The 17,376-nt window shown below is 58.5% G+C and carries 17 protein-coding genes; 13 read left to right on the top strand and 4 right to left on the bottom strand.

Annotated features, from left to right (window positions below; all coding sequences use genetic code 11):
* Window positions 1–87 precede the first annotated feature (87 nt).
* On the bottom strand, window positions 88–687 hold the full coding sequence (locus tag QZ460_RS03865) for a ribonuclease HII (RefSeq protein ID WP_290540281.1): 600 nt from the start codon (window positions 685–687) through the stop codon (window positions 88–90).
* Between the two features lie 67 nt (window positions 688–754).
* On the opposite strand from QZ460_RS03865, the gene QZ460_RS03860 reads away from it, so the two are divergent.
* Together QZ460_RS03860 and QZ460_RS03855 are read left to right on the top strand one after the other, a co-directional pair.
* Complete coding sequence (locus QZ460_RS03860) at window positions 755–1,777, top strand: hypothetical protein (RefSeq protein WP_290540280.1); 1,023 nt, start codon at window positions 755–757, stop codon at window positions 1,775–1,777.
* 157 nt (window positions 1,778–1,934) lie between these two features.
* A complete protein-coding gene (locus QZ460_RS03855; protein ID WP_290540279.1) occupies window positions 1,935–2,855 on the top strand; it encodes an AraC family transcriptional regulator in 921 nt (306 codons plus the stop codon).
* A gap of 290 nt (window positions 2,856–3,145) precedes the next feature.
* On the opposite strand, the gene QZ460_RS03850 is transcribed toward QZ460_RS03855, so the two are convergent.
* A complete protein-coding gene (locus QZ460_RS03850) occupies window positions 3,146–3,592 on the bottom strand; it encodes a hypothetical protein (RefSeq protein ID WP_290540278.1) in 447 nt (148 codons plus the stop codon).
* Window positions 3,593–3,937: 345 nt separating this feature from the next.
* Between QZ460_RS03850 and lipA the strand changes: the two genes are divergently transcribed.
* The 3 genes from lipA (at window position 3,938) to recJ (ending at window position 7,481) form a co-directional block, all read left to right on the top strand.
* Entirely contained in the window at window positions 3,938–4,819 is an 882-nt protein-coding gene (gene lipA, locus QZ460_RS03845) for a lipoyl synthase (protein ID WP_290540277.1), read from the top strand.
* Window positions 4,820–4,821: 2 nt separating this feature from the next.
* The gene (lipB, locus tag QZ460_RS03840; protein WP_290540276.1) at window positions 4,822–5,532 is read left to right on the top strand and encodes a lipoyl(octanoyl) transferase LipB; all 711 of its coding nucleotides are present in this window, start codon (window positions 4,822–4,824) and stop codon (window positions 5,530–5,532) included.
* A 182-nt stretch (window positions 5,533–5,714) separates the two neighbouring features.
* Entirely contained in the window at window positions 5,715–7,481 is a 1,767-nt protein-coding gene (gene recJ, locus QZ460_RS03835; RefSeq protein ID WP_290540275.1) for a single-stranded-DNA-specific exonuclease RecJ, read from the top strand.
* A gap of 201 nt (window positions 7,482–7,682) precedes the next feature.
* On the opposite strand, the gene QZ460_RS03830 is transcribed toward recJ, so the two are convergent.
* Entirely contained in the window at window positions 7,683–8,213 is a 531-nt protein-coding gene (locus tag QZ460_RS03830) for a nitroreductase family protein (protein WP_290540274.1), read from the bottom strand.
* 177 nt (window positions 8,214–8,390) lie between these two features.
* Between QZ460_RS03830 and QZ460_RS03825 the strand changes: the two genes are divergently transcribed.
* The 8 genes from QZ460_RS03825 to QZ460_RS03790 all read left to right on the top strand — a co-directional run bounded on the left by QZ460_RS03825 (window position 8,391) and on the right by QZ460_RS03790 (window position 14,279).
* Entirely contained in the window at window positions 8,391–9,152 is a 762-nt protein-coding gene (locus QZ460_RS03825; protein WP_290540273.1) for a hypothetical protein, read from the top strand.
* 31 nt (window positions 9,153–9,183) lie between these two features.
* Entirely contained in the window at window positions 9,184–10,023 is an 840-nt protein-coding gene (locus QZ460_RS03820; protein ID WP_290540272.1) for an HAD family hydrolase, read from the top strand.
* 2 nt (window positions 10,024–10,025) lie between these two features.
* Window positions 10,026–10,613, top strand: a complete 588-nt coding sequence (locus tag QZ460_RS03815; RefSeq protein WP_290540271.1) for a hypothetical protein — start codon at window positions 10,026–10,028, stop codon at window positions 10,611–10,613.
* Complete coding sequence (locus QZ460_RS03810) at window positions 10,600–11,244, top strand: ATP-binding cassette domain-containing protein (RefSeq protein WP_290540270.1); 645 nt, start codon at window positions 10,600–10,602, stop codon at window positions 11,242–11,244. Before QZ460_RS03815 ends, QZ460_RS03810 begins: the two co-directional genes overlap by 14 nt.
* Window positions 11,245–11,268: 24 nt before the next feature.
* Window positions 11,269–11,850: an RdgB/HAM1 family non-canonical purine NTP pyrophosphatase gene (rdgB, locus tag QZ460_RS03805; protein WP_290540269.1), complete on the top strand. Its 582-nt coding sequence runs from the start codon at window positions 11,269–11,271 to the stop codon at window positions 11,848–11,850.
* A 193-nt stretch (window positions 11,851–12,043) separates the two neighbouring features.
* Window positions 12,044–12,652, top strand: a complete 609-nt coding sequence (gene folE, locus QZ460_RS03800) for a GTP cyclohydrolase I FolE (protein WP_290540268.1) — start codon at window positions 12,044–12,046, stop codon at window positions 12,650–12,652.
* 333 nt (window positions 12,653–12,985) lie between these two features.
* A complete protein-coding gene (locus tag QZ460_RS03795) occupies window positions 12,986–13,627 on the top strand; it encodes a DUF4136 domain-containing protein (RefSeq protein WP_290540267.1) in 642 nt (213 codons plus the stop codon).
* Between the two features lie 25 nt (window positions 13,628–13,652).
* Window positions 13,653–14,279, top strand: coding sequence for an outer membrane beta-barrel protein (locus QZ460_RS03790; protein WP_290540266.1), 627 nt, complete (start codon window positions 13,653–13,655; stop codon window positions 14,277–14,279).
* A 154-nt stretch (window positions 14,280–14,433) separates the two neighbouring features.
* On the opposite strand, the gene polA is transcribed toward QZ460_RS03790, so the two are convergent.
* Window positions 14,434–17,310 (bottom strand): DNA polymerase I, encoded by a 2,877-nt coding sequence (polA, locus tag QZ460_RS03785; RefSeq protein ID WP_290540265.1) that lies wholly within the window; start codon window positions 17,308–17,310, stop codon window positions 14,434–14,436.
* Window positions 17,311–17,376 lie beyond the last annotated feature (66 nt).

The raw sequence follows: 17,376 nt of genomic DNA, 5'->3' as shown, positions 1-17,376 counted from the left end.
CGCCTGCTCTTTTTTGTTGCCCAACGGTACAGGCACCACACACTCCGCAAGCCAGCGGAAACACCGGGAAAAGGAGGAAAAAGGAAGTCAGAAGGGGAACTCCAGCTGATCGATCTCGTGGTTGAATGTCAGCCGGTGGTGGGGTGTGAGGCCGTGCTCGCGGATGGCCAGACGATGCTCGCGCGTCGGATAGCCCTTGTTCTTCGCCCAGCCGTATTGGGGAAACTCCTCGGCGATACGGAGCATATACTCGTCACGGTGGGTTTTGGCAAGCACCGAGGCCGCGGCAATATCGGCATATTTGCCATCGCCCTTGACGATGCAGCGCCAGGGAATTTCAAGACGTGTGCGGAAGCGGTTGCCGTCAATGGCCAGAAACGCCGGAGCGGGATCGAGACGCACCACAGCCAGCGACATGCCCTCGAACGAAGCGTTCAGGATATTGATCTCGTCGATCCGCGCGGCGGAAACCGCCTCGACGGCCCATGCGACGGCCTCGCGCTCGATGATGACCCGCAGTTTCTCGCGGTTGCGTTCGCTCATCTGCTTCGAGTCGTTGAGCAACGGGTCGTGGAAATCGGGCGGCAGCATCACGGCCGCAGCAAACACCGGTCCGGCCAGACATCCCCGCCCGGCTTCGTCGCAACCGGCTTCCGGAAGGTCGTATTGATACTGGTTTTCTAACATCGCGCCACAAAGTTACGGATTATTCCGTCTTTTTTCGCTAATTTTGTCCGGAGAAAAAGCCCCAGACATGAAATTCGACATCGCACGGCAGCCGCTCGTTCCGGCCTTTCTGACCCTCGCCGCACTCGCCGTCGTAGCGATGTGGAACGCGGGCGACCCGGTCATGTCCACAGCCGCGCAGGCCGGCCAGGCCGCCGCTATCGGGCGGAATGCCGCCGAAGGACTTGCGGTCGCATCGCCCGGGGAGCTGCTGGGTCAGTTCCAGGCAGCACACCCCGTCTGGGCACGCTGGATCGCCGGGTTGCTGATGCTCTTCACGGGCATGTCCATCGGGCGTCTCACCGTCCGCTACAACCTCTACGCCGTCGGAACCTGTCTCGCCATCCCGCTCTACGGGGCCATTGCCTGCGGCCTGTCCGTCGGCGGCGACAGCCTGACGACCTTCACCGCATCAGCCCTGCTGGCCCTCGCCACGAAGAATTTCTGCCGTTCGTTCTGCAATGGCTTCGGCTTCGACTCAATTTTCCGCGCCTCGCTCTACACCGGACTGCTGCCACTCGTCATCACGGCCGCAACGCCGCTGTTGCTCCTGCTGCCGCCGGCCGTTATGCTTTTCCGGCGCACGCTGCGCGAAGTCACCGTTGCCGTTGCGGGCCTGCTGCTGCCCGCCCTCACGCTCTGCTACGTCAACTGGGGCGCCGGAGGCGAGTTTCTCGCTCCTGTTGCGGAGTCGGGACGGGCATTCATCACCGGAATACCGCTGTCGCTACTCCTCGCGACACCCCTGCCAAACCTCATCCTGCCGGGCGCCGTCCTCCTCCTCGACCTGACGGCCCTGCTGTTCTTCCTCTCGGACAGCTACGCCCTCGGCACCAAACCGCGCCTTCTATTCATCTTCACCATTAGTGTGCTCCTGCTGACCGTCGGCGCCCTGTGCACTCCCACCGCCAGCCCCGAAACCATCGCCCTTGCAGCCGTACCGTCGGCCGTACTGCTGCCCTTCATGTTCGTGCGCATCCACCGGGTAATCGCGCTCCTGCTCTACCTGCTCCTGCTCGGCGCAGGTGTTATCAGCGCAATATTGCAATAATATATTTAGTTTAATATATGATACAAACAGCTCTTTTTGCTGTTTTGCGTCCAAATATTCTATTCTTTATAGTAGATTGAAAAGTTTTAATTGTATATTTGAGAACGAACAACAGTGACGCAATGCTTTGTTCAGAAAAACTTAAATTACAACTTCTATGAAGAATTCAATGAATTCATCGGTTCAACAACCGATGATTGTGAAGTATGTCGAGTCGCTTCACAACGGTATCCAACCGCAGGTTCTTTCGCGCTATGCAATCGGCTACATCCTCCGCGGGACAAAGTACATCTACGACGGCGACAAGCGTCAGACCCTTTCGCGCGGCGACGTCTTCTATCTGGGCATCGGACACCACTACATTGAGAACTTCCCCGAAGGCGGCCAGCCATTCGAACAGGTGCTCTTCTATTACACGCCCGACGACCTGCAGCGCATCCTGATGCATCTGAACATCTCCTACGGACTGAACATTTCGAACGAACATTCGTGCGAAAACTGCCGCAACCGTTCGCACGTCGCCATGCCCGCATGGAATTCGCTGCGCAACTTTTTCATCAACACCAACAATTATCTGCGCGACGAGGATTTCCGCCACGACGAAACGGCCGAGAACATCAAGATGACCGAGTTGATCTACCTGATCGCCTCCCACGAAGACTGCTGCATCAAAAGCAAACTGCTGAGCAACGTCGACGCCGCAAAGGAGAATTTCGAACAGATCGTCTACGACCACATCTTCAAGGACATCTCGATCGAGGAGCTTTCGAAACTCACCAACCGCTCGCTCACCTCGTTCAAAAAGGAGTTCCGCCGCCACTTCCAGATGCCGCCCCACAAGTGGTACATCCGCCAGCGACTGATGCACTCGCGCCTGCTGCTGATCTCAACCTCGAAATCCATCTCCGAAATCGGCAACGAATGCACCTTCCCCAACACTTCGCATTTCATCAAACTCTTCAAGAAAGAGTATCAGATGACACCCGCCACCTACCGCCAAAAGCACCTCACGTCGCTGATCACCGAACCGGCCCTCAACGAAACGGCGGAAGCCGCCGAAATCCGTGCGGCACTTTAATCAAAAACTTACGAATCGAAAGTATTTTAATTTTTTTAATTATAATCTATAAACAAAAGAAGGCCAGCTTTTAGAAAAACAGTACAAAACATTTGGTGTTTCATAAATTTCAATTACCTTTGTGTAACAAATGTGGGATTCTCCCACTCTCATTAACCTAACTAACCTAACCAGAGAGGTCCGATACCGCCAGGCATCCGACCTCTTTTCTTTTGCGGGCGGGTGCAGAACCAGCCCCGACAGCGGCATGGCTCCGCGCCCGAAAAACCCGCCTCCCGGGCCGATGCCCGCTAAATATGCGCAAGCTGCAGGGGATATTCGTCCCGAAACAGCGGGTCATCCGCCAACACGGCGCGCAACCGCGCATCGCCCGCACAGCAGGACATCACCCTCTCTGCCATCCACAGAAAACGAATCCGCAGGAAGCGGCAGGGGAGCATATCGTCGCCGTTGTCGTAATAGTCGCCGTTGAAGCAGGCGAGGGCCGCATCCCGGTAAGCCCGCACGGCACGCGGCCGCGACCCGATGCGGAGAAAGAAGTTGCCGAGCCGCTCCCGCTCCACACTTTCGGCAAAGGCGCGCCGGTCGGCAGAGCATTTCAGCCCCTCCGCCTTGCGGATGGCCCGTAAATGCATCTCCTCCACGGATTTGCAAAGATCCGCATCCAACAACAGTTCGGTTCCGCGCAGGCGGGCCACAGGGCGACAGCCCGTCTTGCGGCGTTGCATTGTTTTCATAAAAGCACATTTTGAAGTTGAACAAATGCCGGAGCCTGCCGAAGCGAGTCAAAGAATGCAACAGGGCATAATATCCCCGTCGATGCGGTCTTCGACAGACTGCCGTTTCAAATGTGCGATTGATATGCAGGTAAGGGAATCACATGATTTTCGGACGCGCGGCCCGGCTCAAGCCGGAGACAACCGCTGCGGGGACAAATATAAGGCAAATTCCGGCTCGCTCCAAAAAAATCCGCATCCCCTCCGGCATCCCTGACTCCGCATCGGAAGAATAAATGGAAAATTCACGGGGTTTTTCAATTATTTTTTCTTATTTTTGCATCAATTGGAAAATAATGAACTTAAATGCCGAAGTTTTATGACAAGGTAGATGTACTGAAAAAACCCGGATGGCTGAAAATCCGACTCCACCGCACTCCCGAATGGGGCGAAGTGCGGCAGATCGTCGAAAAGCACAATCTGCACACGATTTGCAGCAGCGGCAGGTGTCCCAACCAAGCCGAATGCTGGAGCCGGAGGACAGCGACATTCATGATTCTGGGAGACATCTGCACTCGAGGTTGCCGTTTCTGTGCAACCAAAACGGGCCGCCCCCTTGCTCCCGACGCCGAGGAGCCCCGACAGGTGGCCGAAAGTGTCGCGTTGATGAAACTGCGGTATGTCGTCGTAACTTCCGTGACGCGCGACGACCTCCCCGACGGCGGAGCAGCCCATTGGGCCGCAACCGTGGAGGCCATCCGCGCACAGAATCCCGACGCCGTAATTGAGCTCCTTATTCCCGATTTGGACGCACGACCCGACCTGTTGGAGGTGATCGTCGCGTCGAAGCCCGACATCATCGGGCACAACATCGAAACCGTCGAGCGACTGACCCCCGTGGTGCGCTCCAGGGCAAAGTATCACACCAGCCTGGAGACCCTGCGCTGCCTGAACAGACAGGGCGTCGTGACGAAAAGCGGACTGATGGTCGGACTTGACGAGAGCGATGATGAAGTTTTGCAGACCTTGCACGACCTGCGCGACGCAGGTGTGCGGATTGTGACACTCGGTCAGTACCTTCGGCCTACTCTGGAGCACTACCCCGTTGCGGCGTATATCACTCCCGAAAAATTCGAATGGTACAAACTCCGGGCGCTGGAAATGGGTTTCAGCTACTGCGCGAGCGCACCTCTGGTCCGCTCGTCGTACATGGCCGAAGAAGCCCTGCGCAGCGTAAAAAGTTTGTAGCGATGAAAGCCTTCTGCCGAGACCTCGGACGCATGGACTACAAAACCTGCTGGGATTTGCAGCAGGAGTTGTTCGACGCCAGGGTAGCCCGAAAGCGCACCGGTCCGACCCACACCCCGGAAGCCGACGGCGATCCGGACGATGCGGGCACGGTCCTGCTGGTGGAGCATCCGCCGGTTTACACGCTGGGCAAGAGCGGGCATGCCGAAAATCTGCTCGTCAACCAGGAGGCGCTCCACGCAATGGGCGCACAGTTCTTTCACATAGACCGCGGCGGCGACATCACCTTCCACGGCCCCGGGCAGCTGGTCTGCTATCCGATCCTCGACCTGGAGCGTCTCGGCATCGGACTGCGCGAGTATATCGAAGCGCTGGAGGAGACCGTGATCCGCACGGTCGCGGAGTACGGAATCGCGGCGGGCCGCATTGCCGGAGCATCGGGCGTATGGATCGACCCTGCAAAGGCTCGGCCGCGCAAGATCTGCGCAATAGGAGTCCGCTCGTCGCGTTATGTTACCATGCACGGATTCGCGCTGAACGTGACGACCGATCTGGAGTGGTTCTCGCGCATCAACCCCTGCGGATTCACCGACCGGGGCGTCACGTCGATCACTGCCGAAACGGGATCGCAAGTGTCGATACAGGAGGTCAAACGGCGGATCGTCGGCGAATTGGCCGCAGCTTTGGGGTGTGAAATAACGTGCGGTTCGTGAAAGAGCTCCGCAACAGGATCTGACATCCCACCCGTCTCCCTCGGCGAAGGAGGGCCGGGACGGGACCGTAATTGCAAACGTCGCCACAGACGGCGGCAACACCGGCGCAACTCCGAAAAAGGATAAGGGCGCCATAACGAAAATTGGAAATTAAATGTTAAAATATATAAATAACAATTCGTATGCCTATAGAAAAACGCTGGGTAGTGAAGCCACAGGGCGACCCCGCGACGGCAGCCGGTATGGCAGCTGCTCTGCGGATCTCGCCAGTGTTGGCCAATCTACTCGTACAGAGAGGCATAGACACCGTAGAGAAGGCGGGGAAGTTCTTTAAACCGAGCCTCGCCGACCTGCACGATCCGTTCCTGATGAAGGACATGGAGAAGGCGGTCGAGCGGGTCGAACGGGCCGTTGCGAACCAGGAGAAGATCATGGTTTACGGCGACTACGACGTGGACGGCTGTACGGCCGTTGCTCTGGTTTACAAGTTTCTGCGCCAGATCGGGCACAAAAACCTGATGTTCTACATCCCCGACCGTTATACCGAAGGATACGGTATTTCGATCAAGGGGATCGACCTGGCCGCCCGCAAGGGCGTGGGGCTTATCATCGCCCTGGACTGCGGCATCAAAGCCACGGAAAAGGTTGTCTATGCGAAGACGAAAGGCGTGGATTTCATCATCTGCGACCACCACCTCCCGGCCGAGGAGATTCCCAAGGCCGTAGCCGTTCTGGACCCCAAGCGGGTCGACTGCTCCTACCCGTTCGACGAACTGTCGGGTTGCGGCGTGGGATTCAAACTCGTGCAGGCCTATGCGCAGAAAAACAACATGCCCTTCGAGCAGATTCTGCCGCTGCTGGACCTGCTGGTCGTATCGATCGCCTCGGACATCGTGCCGCTGGTGGGCGAGAACCGCATTCTGGCCTATTTCGGTCTGAAGAACCTCAACCGCGAGCCGTCGAAAGGTTTGCTGTCGATCATCAAGATCTGCGGGCTGGACAAACACAATATCACCATCGACGACATCGTCTTCAAGATCGGGCCGCGCATCAACGCCGCCGGCCGGATGCGGATGGACGAGAACGACGAAAATGCCTCGCCTTCGGGCGGACATGCCGCCGTGGAACTGCTGATCGAGGGCAACGAGTCGATCGCCGAGGAGTTCGGCAGCGTGATCGACGCCTACAACCAGGACCGCAAGTCGATCGACCGCTCCGTCACGCAGGAAGCGCACGACTATATCGAGGGCAATCCCGAAATGAAGGCCCTCAAGAGCACCGTGATCTACAATCCCCGCTGGATGAAGGGCATCGTGGGTATCGTCGCCTCGCGTCTGATCGAAACCTACTACCGTCCGACGGTGGTGCTGACGATGAGCAACGGCTTTGTGACCGGCTCGGCGCGTTCGGTCCCCGGATTCGACCTTTACCAGGCCGTCGAGTCGTGCTCGGATCTGCTGGAAAACTTCGGCGGACACATGTATGCCGCAGGGTTGACGATGCGTCCGGAAAACGTCGGCGAGTTCACGCGGCGGTTCAACGCATATGTGGAGGAGAACATCGATCCGCAGATGCTCGTCCCGCAGGTGGACATCGACAGCGAACTGCTCTTCTCGGACGTCACGCCGGCCTTCCGCAAGGACCTCAACCGCTTCCAGCCCTTCGGGCCGGGCAATACGGCGCCGGTCTTCGCAACCTACGGCGTGAGCAACCATGGCGACGCCAAACTCGTCGGCATGGAGTGCGAGCACCTGCGCATGGACCTGATGCAGCGGCAGAAGCCCAACACCAAGATCCAGGCTATCGCCTTCCAGCAACCCACGCACTACGAATGGGTGCGCTCGGGACGCCCGATCGACGTCTGCTACCAGATTGTCGAAAACCACTATCGGGGAACGGTGACCACCCAGCTCCGGATCAAGGACATCAAACCGGTTCTGAACAGGTAGTTCTACCCCCGTCACCAAAGAGAGGTCCGGAATTGTGTCCGGACCTCTCTCTTTTCGGATAAACGCAAACGCCCGGCACCGGCACTGAGGAGCGAGGAGCGGAGAACAAGGCGCAAATAATGGGGCGCAGAGAACAAGGAGCGACATTCTGCCGCACCGATATGAAACGGGAAAGGACACCCTTCGGGATGTCCTTTCCTGCTATTCGAGCCGAAGAATCCGCGCCTCGTCGTCGGCAGGCGGCAGCGGGGCAGGGGAGAAGTCGGAATAGCCCAGAGCGATGGCACAGAGGGGTTCGCAACCCTCGGGGACGGGCAGGAAGCTGCGGAGGTAATCGGCGGCCTGCTCCCCGTCGGGAGCATCCTTGCGGCGGGGCCGTCCGTTGACGTGCACCCAGCACGAAGCCAGCCCTTCGTCGACGCAGGCCAGCTGGAGCAGTGTGGCCGCAATCGCGGCGTTCTCGCGCCACAGATCGCTCGCCGAGGTCTCGCCCAGCACCAGAATCGCCAGCGGCGCACCCTTCAGAAACGCCGCCCCGTAATCGCGCATTTCGGCCATGCGGGCCACCAGCGCCGGATCGTCGACCACCAGAAAACGCGTCGTGCGCGTATTGCGGGCCGAAGGGGCAGAAAGGGCCTCGTGAAGAATGCGCTCCACCGTTGCACGGGGAACTTCGCGGTCGGTGAATTTACGGACCGAGCGGCGTTTTGCGATCAATTCTTTGAATTCCATAATCCGTTGCGTTTTCGTAGGTTTATTGCAAAAATACGAAAAAAACAATATCTTTGTTAAAATAAGTGAATCGGGTTGCATGACGAGCCGAACTGCCGGGCTCCGTTTGCGGGCCGGAACAGCCGAAAAACGGATTTCAGCCCGAAATTGATACACATGAATCTTCTTCAGAAAACAATGAAAACAGGAATCGGATTTTTTGGGTATCTGCTCTGTATGATCCTTTCCGGATGCTCCCCTGCAACCCGGAGTTCCTACATGGATTCCGGATATACGAAAGAGCAGCTCGAAGCCATGGGTGTAAATACGGAGCATCTGTTTGTTTTTACCGAAGAGCGCGCAACCTACAACGGCAGGAGTTTTTCGATAGACATACCCGTCGACTCCCTGATCGGGGTATTCGGCCCCTGCGAGCGGATCCTGTATGGAGACGAGTACAACAAGGGATACGACCACTATCTATGGGACGAAATCGGCTTCGCAGCCCTTGTCTCGCCCGAAAAAACGGTGATGGAGCTGAGCCTGCATTGGGACTACATGCCCAAGGAGGAGGAATACGACTACGACGATACGGACCCGGTTCCGGCCAAATTCTTCAAGGGCAAAATGCTGCTGAACGGGGTTCCGCTGGACAACACCTCGGATTATGCGGCCTATTGCAACAACAAGGACGTACAGGAGCGGCTGCTCGAAATGGCGCGGCAGAAAGGGATCGTAAGGAACTTTCACAAGGTTCTCTATCCTTATCACGCAAACCAAGGCTCCTTGCACCGCTACGAGTACTGGAATCACAAACTTTACTTCTTCGACTACACGGCATTTGAAGACGACACGTTCTTCTCATACAAGGTGAAAACCGCAACCCGGACGGGACGCATGCATGAATTCAGAATGCAGTACGACGTCTACACCAACCCCAACTTCACAGATATATTTTGACACGAATTTCAGATCCCACACCTTGAAAACAATGGAATTCAGATTTACCATAGCCCTGATCTACGACTTCGACGGGACACTCGCCCCGGGCAACATGCAGGAATACGACTTCATTCCGGCCGTCGGCAAGAGCAACAAGGAGTTCTGGACCGAGGCCAACTCGCTCGCCGAGGAGCAGGACGCCGACATGGTCCTCACATACATGGCGCGGATGATTCAGGAGGCCAAATCGAAGGGCCTCTCGCTCCGCCGCGAGGCCTTTCAGGATTCGGGACGCCGCGTGACGCTCTTCAACGGCGTCAGGGAGTGGTTTTCCCGGATCAACCGTTACGGCGAAGAGCGGGGAATCCGCATTTTGCACTACATCAACTCCTCGGGGCTGAAAGAGATCATCGAGGGAACGGAGATAGCCCACGAATTCCGCAAGATCTACGCCTGTTCGTTCCTCTACGACGTGGACGGCATCGCCTACTGGCCTGCCGTGGCGGTCAACTACACCAACAAGACACAGTTCATATTCAAGATCAACAAGGGCGTGGAATCGGTCTTCGATTCGAAGATGGTCAACCGCTACATCCCCGAAAACGAGCGTCCCGTGCCGTTCAAACACATGATCTATGTCGGCGACGGAACCACCGACATCCCCTGCATGCGGCTGGTGAAGAATTTCGGAGGACACTCGATCGCCGTCTACAACCCCGACCAGAAGGGAGCACGCAAGGAGATGGCCTCGCTGATCCACGACAACCGCGTGAACCACGTCTGCCCGGCAGACTACTCCCCGGAGTCGGAAATGGATGTGCTCGTGAAGACCATCATCGACAAAATCGACCTCGACGACAAACTCGAAAAACTGGAGGCCGTCAGATAACCATGTCAACCGAAAAGCAGCGCCGTATCTACTCAGGGCGGCTGTTGAGCGTCGGTCTACTCGGCGGATCGCCCGAATGGACCGCCACCCTGCGGCAACATCCGGGCGCGGCAGGGGCCATCGCCGCCGCATTGGCGGTCTGCGCCTGCGTGCCCCATGCGGGATTCCCCGCCCTCGGCGTCGCAGCCCTGCTCTGCGGCACCGTTTATGCCGACTGCGAACCCCTGGAGCTTCTGTTGCTCCCCGAGACGGGAGCCGCGCGCCTGCTTGTGCGCAAAACCTGCACGGCCTGGCGCAACTATTTCCTGCTGGCGACGCCCTTTGCCTTGCTGACGGTCGCTGCATACCCCCGTTCGGCATGGATGGCCGCGGCATGGATTCCGTTCGCGGCACTGCTGCTGTGTTACTTCGTCGTGGAGAAATACACCCGCTACAAACCCGACGGGATGCCCCGCCGGCCACTGGCCGCCAAGTTGGGCGCCGCGGGATTCCTCGTTCCGCTGCTGTCCCCGCTGACCCTCGGCCTGATGGTGAGCTACGCCTTCAGAGCCGAACGCAACCTCAACCGCTACCTCCATGATTACGATTGACGCACTCCGGGTCCGCGACGGGGAACAAATGCCGCTCGACGGCGTGACAATGCTCCTCACGTCCAATGCCGTCCACGGCATCGCAGGCGAGGGGCGAAGCGCCCTGCTCCGCACCCTGTACGGGCTCCTGACGCCCGAATCGGGGCGCATCGAGGCCGACGGACATCCCCTGCGGCGGACCGATATGGCCTATCTGGAGACGGAGCCGCATTTCTGGCCGGGGCTGACCGTCCGGGACTGCATCGACCTCGTGCGCCGCAGCAACCCCGCATCGGACCCGGCGCCGCTGCTCCGGTTTCTGCCCGTGCCGCCCGATGCCGAGGCGGCGACCTGCTCGCCCGCCGAACGCAAACGCCTGGCACTGCTCCTGCTGCTGATGCGGAACAAACGGGTCCTGCTGCTCGACGAACCGTTCCGGGGACTCGACACAGAAAGCCTCCTTGCCGTGCAGCGGCTCATCCTGCAGCTCGGCACGAAGGGGCGGACGCTGCTCATCGCTGCCAACTCGCTCACTCCGCTCGACGGAATCTGCGACGATCTCTACCTGCTCGGCGGGGGACGCGTCCGGGGTCGTTACGAACATTATGAATTCCAACGCGCGGCCCGGGATGCGGGTTTCACGGGAAAATAGTACCTTTGCACAAAACAACAACCGATGAAAATTCTTTTCGCCACCAACAATGCCCACAAAATCACGGAAGTACAAGCCGTATTGGGCGACGCCTATACCCTTGTGACACCCCGCGACTGCGGTGTCACGGAGGAAATCCCCGAAGATCAGGAAACGCTCGAAGGCAACGCCTCGCAAAAGGCCCGATACCTGCATGGCCGCACGGGACTCGACTGCTTCGCCGACGACACGGGACTCGAAGTCGAAGCTCTCGGCGGTGCCCCGGGCGTACATTCGGCCCGTTACGCCACCGACGGACATGACTTCGCGGCCAACAACCGCCTGCTGCTGAAAAACCTCGAAGGTGTTGAAAACCGCCGCGCACGGTTCCGGACGGTCATTTCGCTGCTCCTCGGCGGCGAAGAGCACCTGTTCGAAGGCATCGTCGAAGGAAGGATCATCGACCGCGAGACCGGACACGAGGGATTCGGCTACGACCCGCTGTTCGTTCCCGACGGCTACACGAAGACCTTTGCCGAGATGACGACCGAAGAGAAAAACGCCGTTTCGCACCGCGCCCGCGCCGTACGCAAACTCGCGGATTTTCTCCATGCAACCGAACAATAGCCTCCGAAAACCGCCAGGCGGAGCCCCCCAGGCCGGGCCAGCGGCAGCGAACAGCGGGCATAAGGACATAAGGACACAAGGAGAGCGGGCATAAGGGCTGCGAACACAAGAGTCAGATCCGCTGCGGCTCCCTTGCCGCCGACACCGGGCACGCCCCAGATCATATCCGAATAAAATCGTTATCTTTGCACCCATGGAACTGAAAAATTACCACAAGGAGGAACGGTTCGACCCGGCGACCATCGAGGAGCTGAAGGGCCATTACGCCGAAATACTGCGCCTGCTGGGCGAGGACCCCTCACGTGAGGGGCTGCTGAAAACCCCCGAACGCGTGGCCAAAGCCATGTCGTTCCTGACCAAAGGATACAACGAAAATCCGCTGGAGATCATACGCTCGGCAACCTTCCGCGAAGAATACAAACAGATGGTGCTGGTCAAGGACATCGAACTTTACTCGATGTGCGAACACCACATGCTGCCCTTCTACGGCAAGGCCCACGTGGCCTACATCCCCAACGGACACATCACGGGGCTCTCGAAAATCGCACGCGTGGTAGAGTGCTTCGCCCGCCGCCTACAGGTGCAGGAACGGCTGACGGTGCAGATCCGCGACTGCATCCAGGAGGCGCTCAACCCGATGGGTGTGGCCGTGGTGATCGAGGCCAGCCACATGTGCATGCAGATGCGCGGCATCGAAAAACAACAGTCGGCGACCACGACATCGGCATTCACGGGCATCTTCCTCTCGGACCACCGCACCCGCGAGGAGTTCATGACCCTCATTTCACACCACTGCCGGTAGACCCGAAAACAGCACTAAAGGTCCGCACACCGCCGAGGTATGCGGATCTTTTCGTTTTCCGGGGCCACCACCGTCTCTTCCAGAGCTGCAGCACCCGCTTCGGGCCCGGCTTCCACCCGATCCGCAACCGCAGCCCGACAGGCGGGTCCTTCGGTCTCCGGCCCGCAAAACGCCCCGTTCAACCGGGATTTCCGAACACGGAAGTCCCGGTTTTCCGCATCCCGAAAACGGCTCGTTTATACATGTTTCGGACCATGCACCGGAAAACGCCCGCAGAGGGAACGAAATTTGAAACGACAGACAGGACAGCAAACCAACAAAATTTCAAACACCATGAACGTCAAAAAAATCCGTTACATCGCACTCGCGCTCCTCGTAGCTGCGTTCTGTTCGTGCCAGAAAGAACCCTCGACGTCAGATCTCCACAGGGATTATCTGGTCTACACCGCCCACGATACCGGCGCCAACTTCACGGCGATCGACACCTACTATGTCCCCGACAGCATCCTGATCATCGGGAACAGCAACAAAACCGAATACTGGAAAGACGCCGACGCCATGGCGATCATCGGCACGGTGGTCGAAAAAATGAACCATGCGGGCTACACGCGCACCGAAAACAAGAACGCCGCCAATGTGGGCATTCAGCTCAGCTACGTCCGCAAGGTGACCTATTTCGTGGGCTACGACTCCCCCTACTGGTGGTGGTACTATCCCTACTACTGGACTCCCGGCTACTGGGGCGACTGGGCCGGATGGCACTATCCCTACAGCGTTTACTACGGGTACACGGCCGGTTCACTGCTGCTGGAAATGCTGGACCTCCAGGCCGACCAGCAGAGCGGCAAGAAACTGACGGTCCTGTGGGACAGCTTCATCGGCGGCCTGCTGACCTCCGACACCAGCCTCAACCAGCAGCGCACGATCGCCGCCGTCAAGCAGGCCTTCGACCAGTCACCCTACCTGTCCAAATAGTTTAACAGCAAAAAATCGTCCGATCATGAAAACATCGAAATACATCAAAACCATCGCTTTCTGCGCCTTCATGCTCGCTGCGGCCATGCCGGGAAAAGCACAGGTATTCCCCAACACCTACATCAACATCGACTGGCAGGTGGGTGTGCCCCTGGGTGGCGATTTCGCTGACAAGGCCTCGGGCTGGGGCATGAACTTCGAAGGCGGATACTTCGTCACGCCGGCCATCACCGTCGGTCCCTTCATCTCCTACCAGACCAATCTCCAGACCATTTCGCGCCAAACCCTCGACCTGGGCAACGGATCGGCCCTGACGACCAATCAGAAACACGCTCTGTTCCAGCTGCCGTTTGGTGTCACGGGACGATACAACTGGCTTACGAACAGCGTATTCCAGCCCTATGCGGGTCTGAAGCTGGGTGCCAACTATGCCGAAATGTCATCCTACTACTACATCGTCAAGCAGTACACCGACACCTGGGGATTCTACCTTGCGCCCGAAATCGGCGTGTCGATATTCCCAAAGCCCGACTATCGGCTGGGATTCCACGTAGCCCTCTATTACAGCTACTCGACCAACAGCGGCGACGTGCTGACTTACTCGATGGACAACATCAACAATTTCGGAATACGCGTCGGTATATCCTTCTGACGCCATTGGGTGACGCCTCACCGGAACGCCGGATCCGCTGCAGGGTCCGGCGTTTTCCTGCGTCCGGAATCGGCCGCTCCGGGTCGAACGACCGATCCTGAAGGATGTCGGCTCCGGATGCGCCAAAGACTCAACCGACGTATCTTGTTCCCAATCAATGCGCTTCCAGCCAGTTCCCGCCCACACCGGCGTCGGCGATCAGGCGGACCTTGAGCTGCGCGGCGGACTCCATGCACTCGGTGACGATCGCTGTGACGCGTTCCTGTTCCGAGCGGAGCATATCGACCACCAGTTCATCGTGCACCTGCAGGATCACCCGCGAGCGGATGCCTTCGGCGGCGAAACGCCGGTAGACGTTGATCATGGCGATCTTCATGATGTCGGCCGCCGATCCCTGGATCGGGGCATTCACGGCGTTGCGCTCGGCAAGACCGCGGGCCACAGCATTGTGCGACGAAATGTCGTTGAGGTAGCGGCGGCGACCGAAAATCGTCGACACAAACCCCTCCTCCCTGGCCTTCTCGACCACATCGTCCATATACTTCTTGACCCCGGGGTAGGAGGCGAAATAGCCGTCGATAATCTCCCTGGCCTCCTTGCGCGGAATTTCGAGCCGCTGGCTCAGTCCAAAGGCCGAAATGCCGTAGATGATGCCGAAATTGGCCGTTTTGGCCCGGCGGCGCTCCTCGGAGGTGACCTCCTCAAGCGATTTGTTGAACAGCTTGGCCGCCGTGGCTGCGTGGATGTCCTCGCCGTGCTCGAAGGCCGCAATCAGCGATTCATCGCCCGAAAGATGGGCCATCAGCCGCAGTTCGATCTGGCTGTAGTCGGCCGAAAACAGCAGGTGATCGTCGTCCGAGGGGATGAAGGCCATGCGGATGCGGCGGCCCATCTCGTCGCGAACGGGGATATTCTGCAGGTTGGGACTCGTCGACGAAAGTCTTCCCGTAGCCGTCACGGCCTGGTTGAACGAGGTGTGGATGCGCCCCGTCGAGCGGTTGACCAGCTGGGGAAGCGCCTCGACATAGGTCGAAAGCAATTTCTTCACGCCCCGGTATTCGAGTATCAGATCGACGATCCGGTGTTTGCGGGCGAATGACTGGAGGTAGTCCTCGTCGGTGCAGAACTGCTTGGTTCGGGTCATCTTGGGCTTCTCGGCAATGCGCATTTTCCCGAAAAGCACCTCGCCCAACTGGCGCGCGGAGTTGATGTTGAGGTTCGGCTCGCCTGCCTCCGCACGGATTGCCGACTCCAGTTCGGAGAGTTTGCGGTTCAACTCGACGGCATAGACACCCAGTGCTTCGGAGTCGATCCTCACGCCCGCCATTTCAATATCGGCCAGCACGGCGATCATCGGCTCCTCGATCTCGAAATAGAGGTGCCGGAGACCGATCTGCTCGACCATGGGGTAGAGGACCTGCTTGAGCTGCAGCGTGACATCGGCATCCTCGGCGGCATACTCCTTGACACGTTCGACATTCACGAGGTCCATCGTCAGCTGCCTGGCGCCCTTGCCGATGAGCGATTCGATCTCGATGGGCTTGTAATTAAGGTATTTTTCCGCCAGGGCATTCATGTTGTGGCGCGACTCGGGATCGAGCAGGTAGTGGAGGATCATCGTGTCGTACATGCGGCCCCGGATCGTGATGCCCAGCCGGCGCAGCACCATCAGGTCGAATTTGATGTTCTGTCCGATCTTGGCGATCGTTTCGTCCTCGAACAGCGGCCGCACGATCGATGCATATTCGGGCGTATCCTCCTCCCGGAAGGGCACATACCAAGCCTTGAACGGCTCCACGGCGAGCGACAGACCGACGATGCGGTCGTTGAAGATGTCGAGACCCGTGGTCTCGGTATCGAAACAGAATTCGGGGTATTTCCCCACCAGGCCAACCACCTCGCGCAGCTGTGCGGCACTCTCCACGAGGAGGTATTCGTGGGGCGTCGTCTGGGCCGTCCGCAACTGCATCGCCTCGGCTTCGGCCTGCAGTTCGGCGACGGGAACCTCCTGCGCCGCGGGAAGCGGCACGACAGGCTCGCCGAACAGATTGCCCTGACCCATCAGCGCGGCCTTCTTCGCCGCGGCCGACTTGGCGCGTGCCATCTCCGCCAGCTGGGTCTGCGCCTCCTGATGCGGACCGTCGGGAAGCAGCTCGGCAGGTGCGAGGTTCGTCAGATCGTTCAAGAAAGCCTTGAAATCCAACTCGGCGAAGATCGCGCGCAGGTCGTCGATATGCGGGTCGCAAACCGTGAGGTCCTCTTCGTTGAAAGGAATCGGCACATCGAGACAGATGGTTGTCAGGCGCTTGGCCAGACGCAGGTTGTCGGCCCATCCGGCGATCTTCTCGCCCTGCTTCCCGGGGATTTTGGCGACATTCTCCAGGATGTTTTCCACCGTTCCCCACTCCCTGACCAGTTTACAGGCGCTCTTCTCGCCGATGCCCGGAACGCCCGGAATATTGTCCGAGGCATCGCCCCACAGCGCAAGGATGTCGCGCACCAGCTGCGGATCGTCGATGCCATACTTCTCGCGGATGGCCTCGCGGTCGATGATCTCGATGCTGCCCTCGGCACCCCGCTGTTTGTAGATGCGGCAGTTGTCGCGCACCAACTGGCCGTAATCCTTGTCGGGTGTCACCATATAGACGTCGTAACCGGCTTCGATACCCTTCTGCGAAAGGGTTCCGATCACGTCGTCGGCCTCATAACCAGCCACTTCGAGAATCGGAATGCACATCGCGTCGAGCACCCGCTTCACATAGGGGATCGAGAGCACGATGTCCTCGGGAGTTTCGGAACGGTTGGCCTTGTATTCCGGAAAAATATCGCAGCGGAAGCTGCCGCCCTTGGGATCGAACGCCACACCCAACAGATCGGGTTTTTCGCGTTTCTGAATGTCACGCAGGAACTTCACGAAGCCGAAGACCACAGAGGTGTTCATCCCGGTGCGATTACGCATCGGACGACCCAAAAAAGCATAATAATACTTGAAAATCAACGCATAGGCGTCGACCAGAAAAAGTTTTTTCATAGCAGATAAGTTGCCTTGGTTAGAGTTGGTTTTCCCCGCTGCGGCCATTTCCACCAAACGGCCCCA

Source organism: Alistipes sp., assembly GCF_020026455.1.
GTDB lineage: Bacteria > Bacteroidota > Bacteroidia > Bacteroidales > Rikenellaceae > Alistipes.
This window is presented reverse-complemented; position numbering and strand designations above follow the sequence as displayed.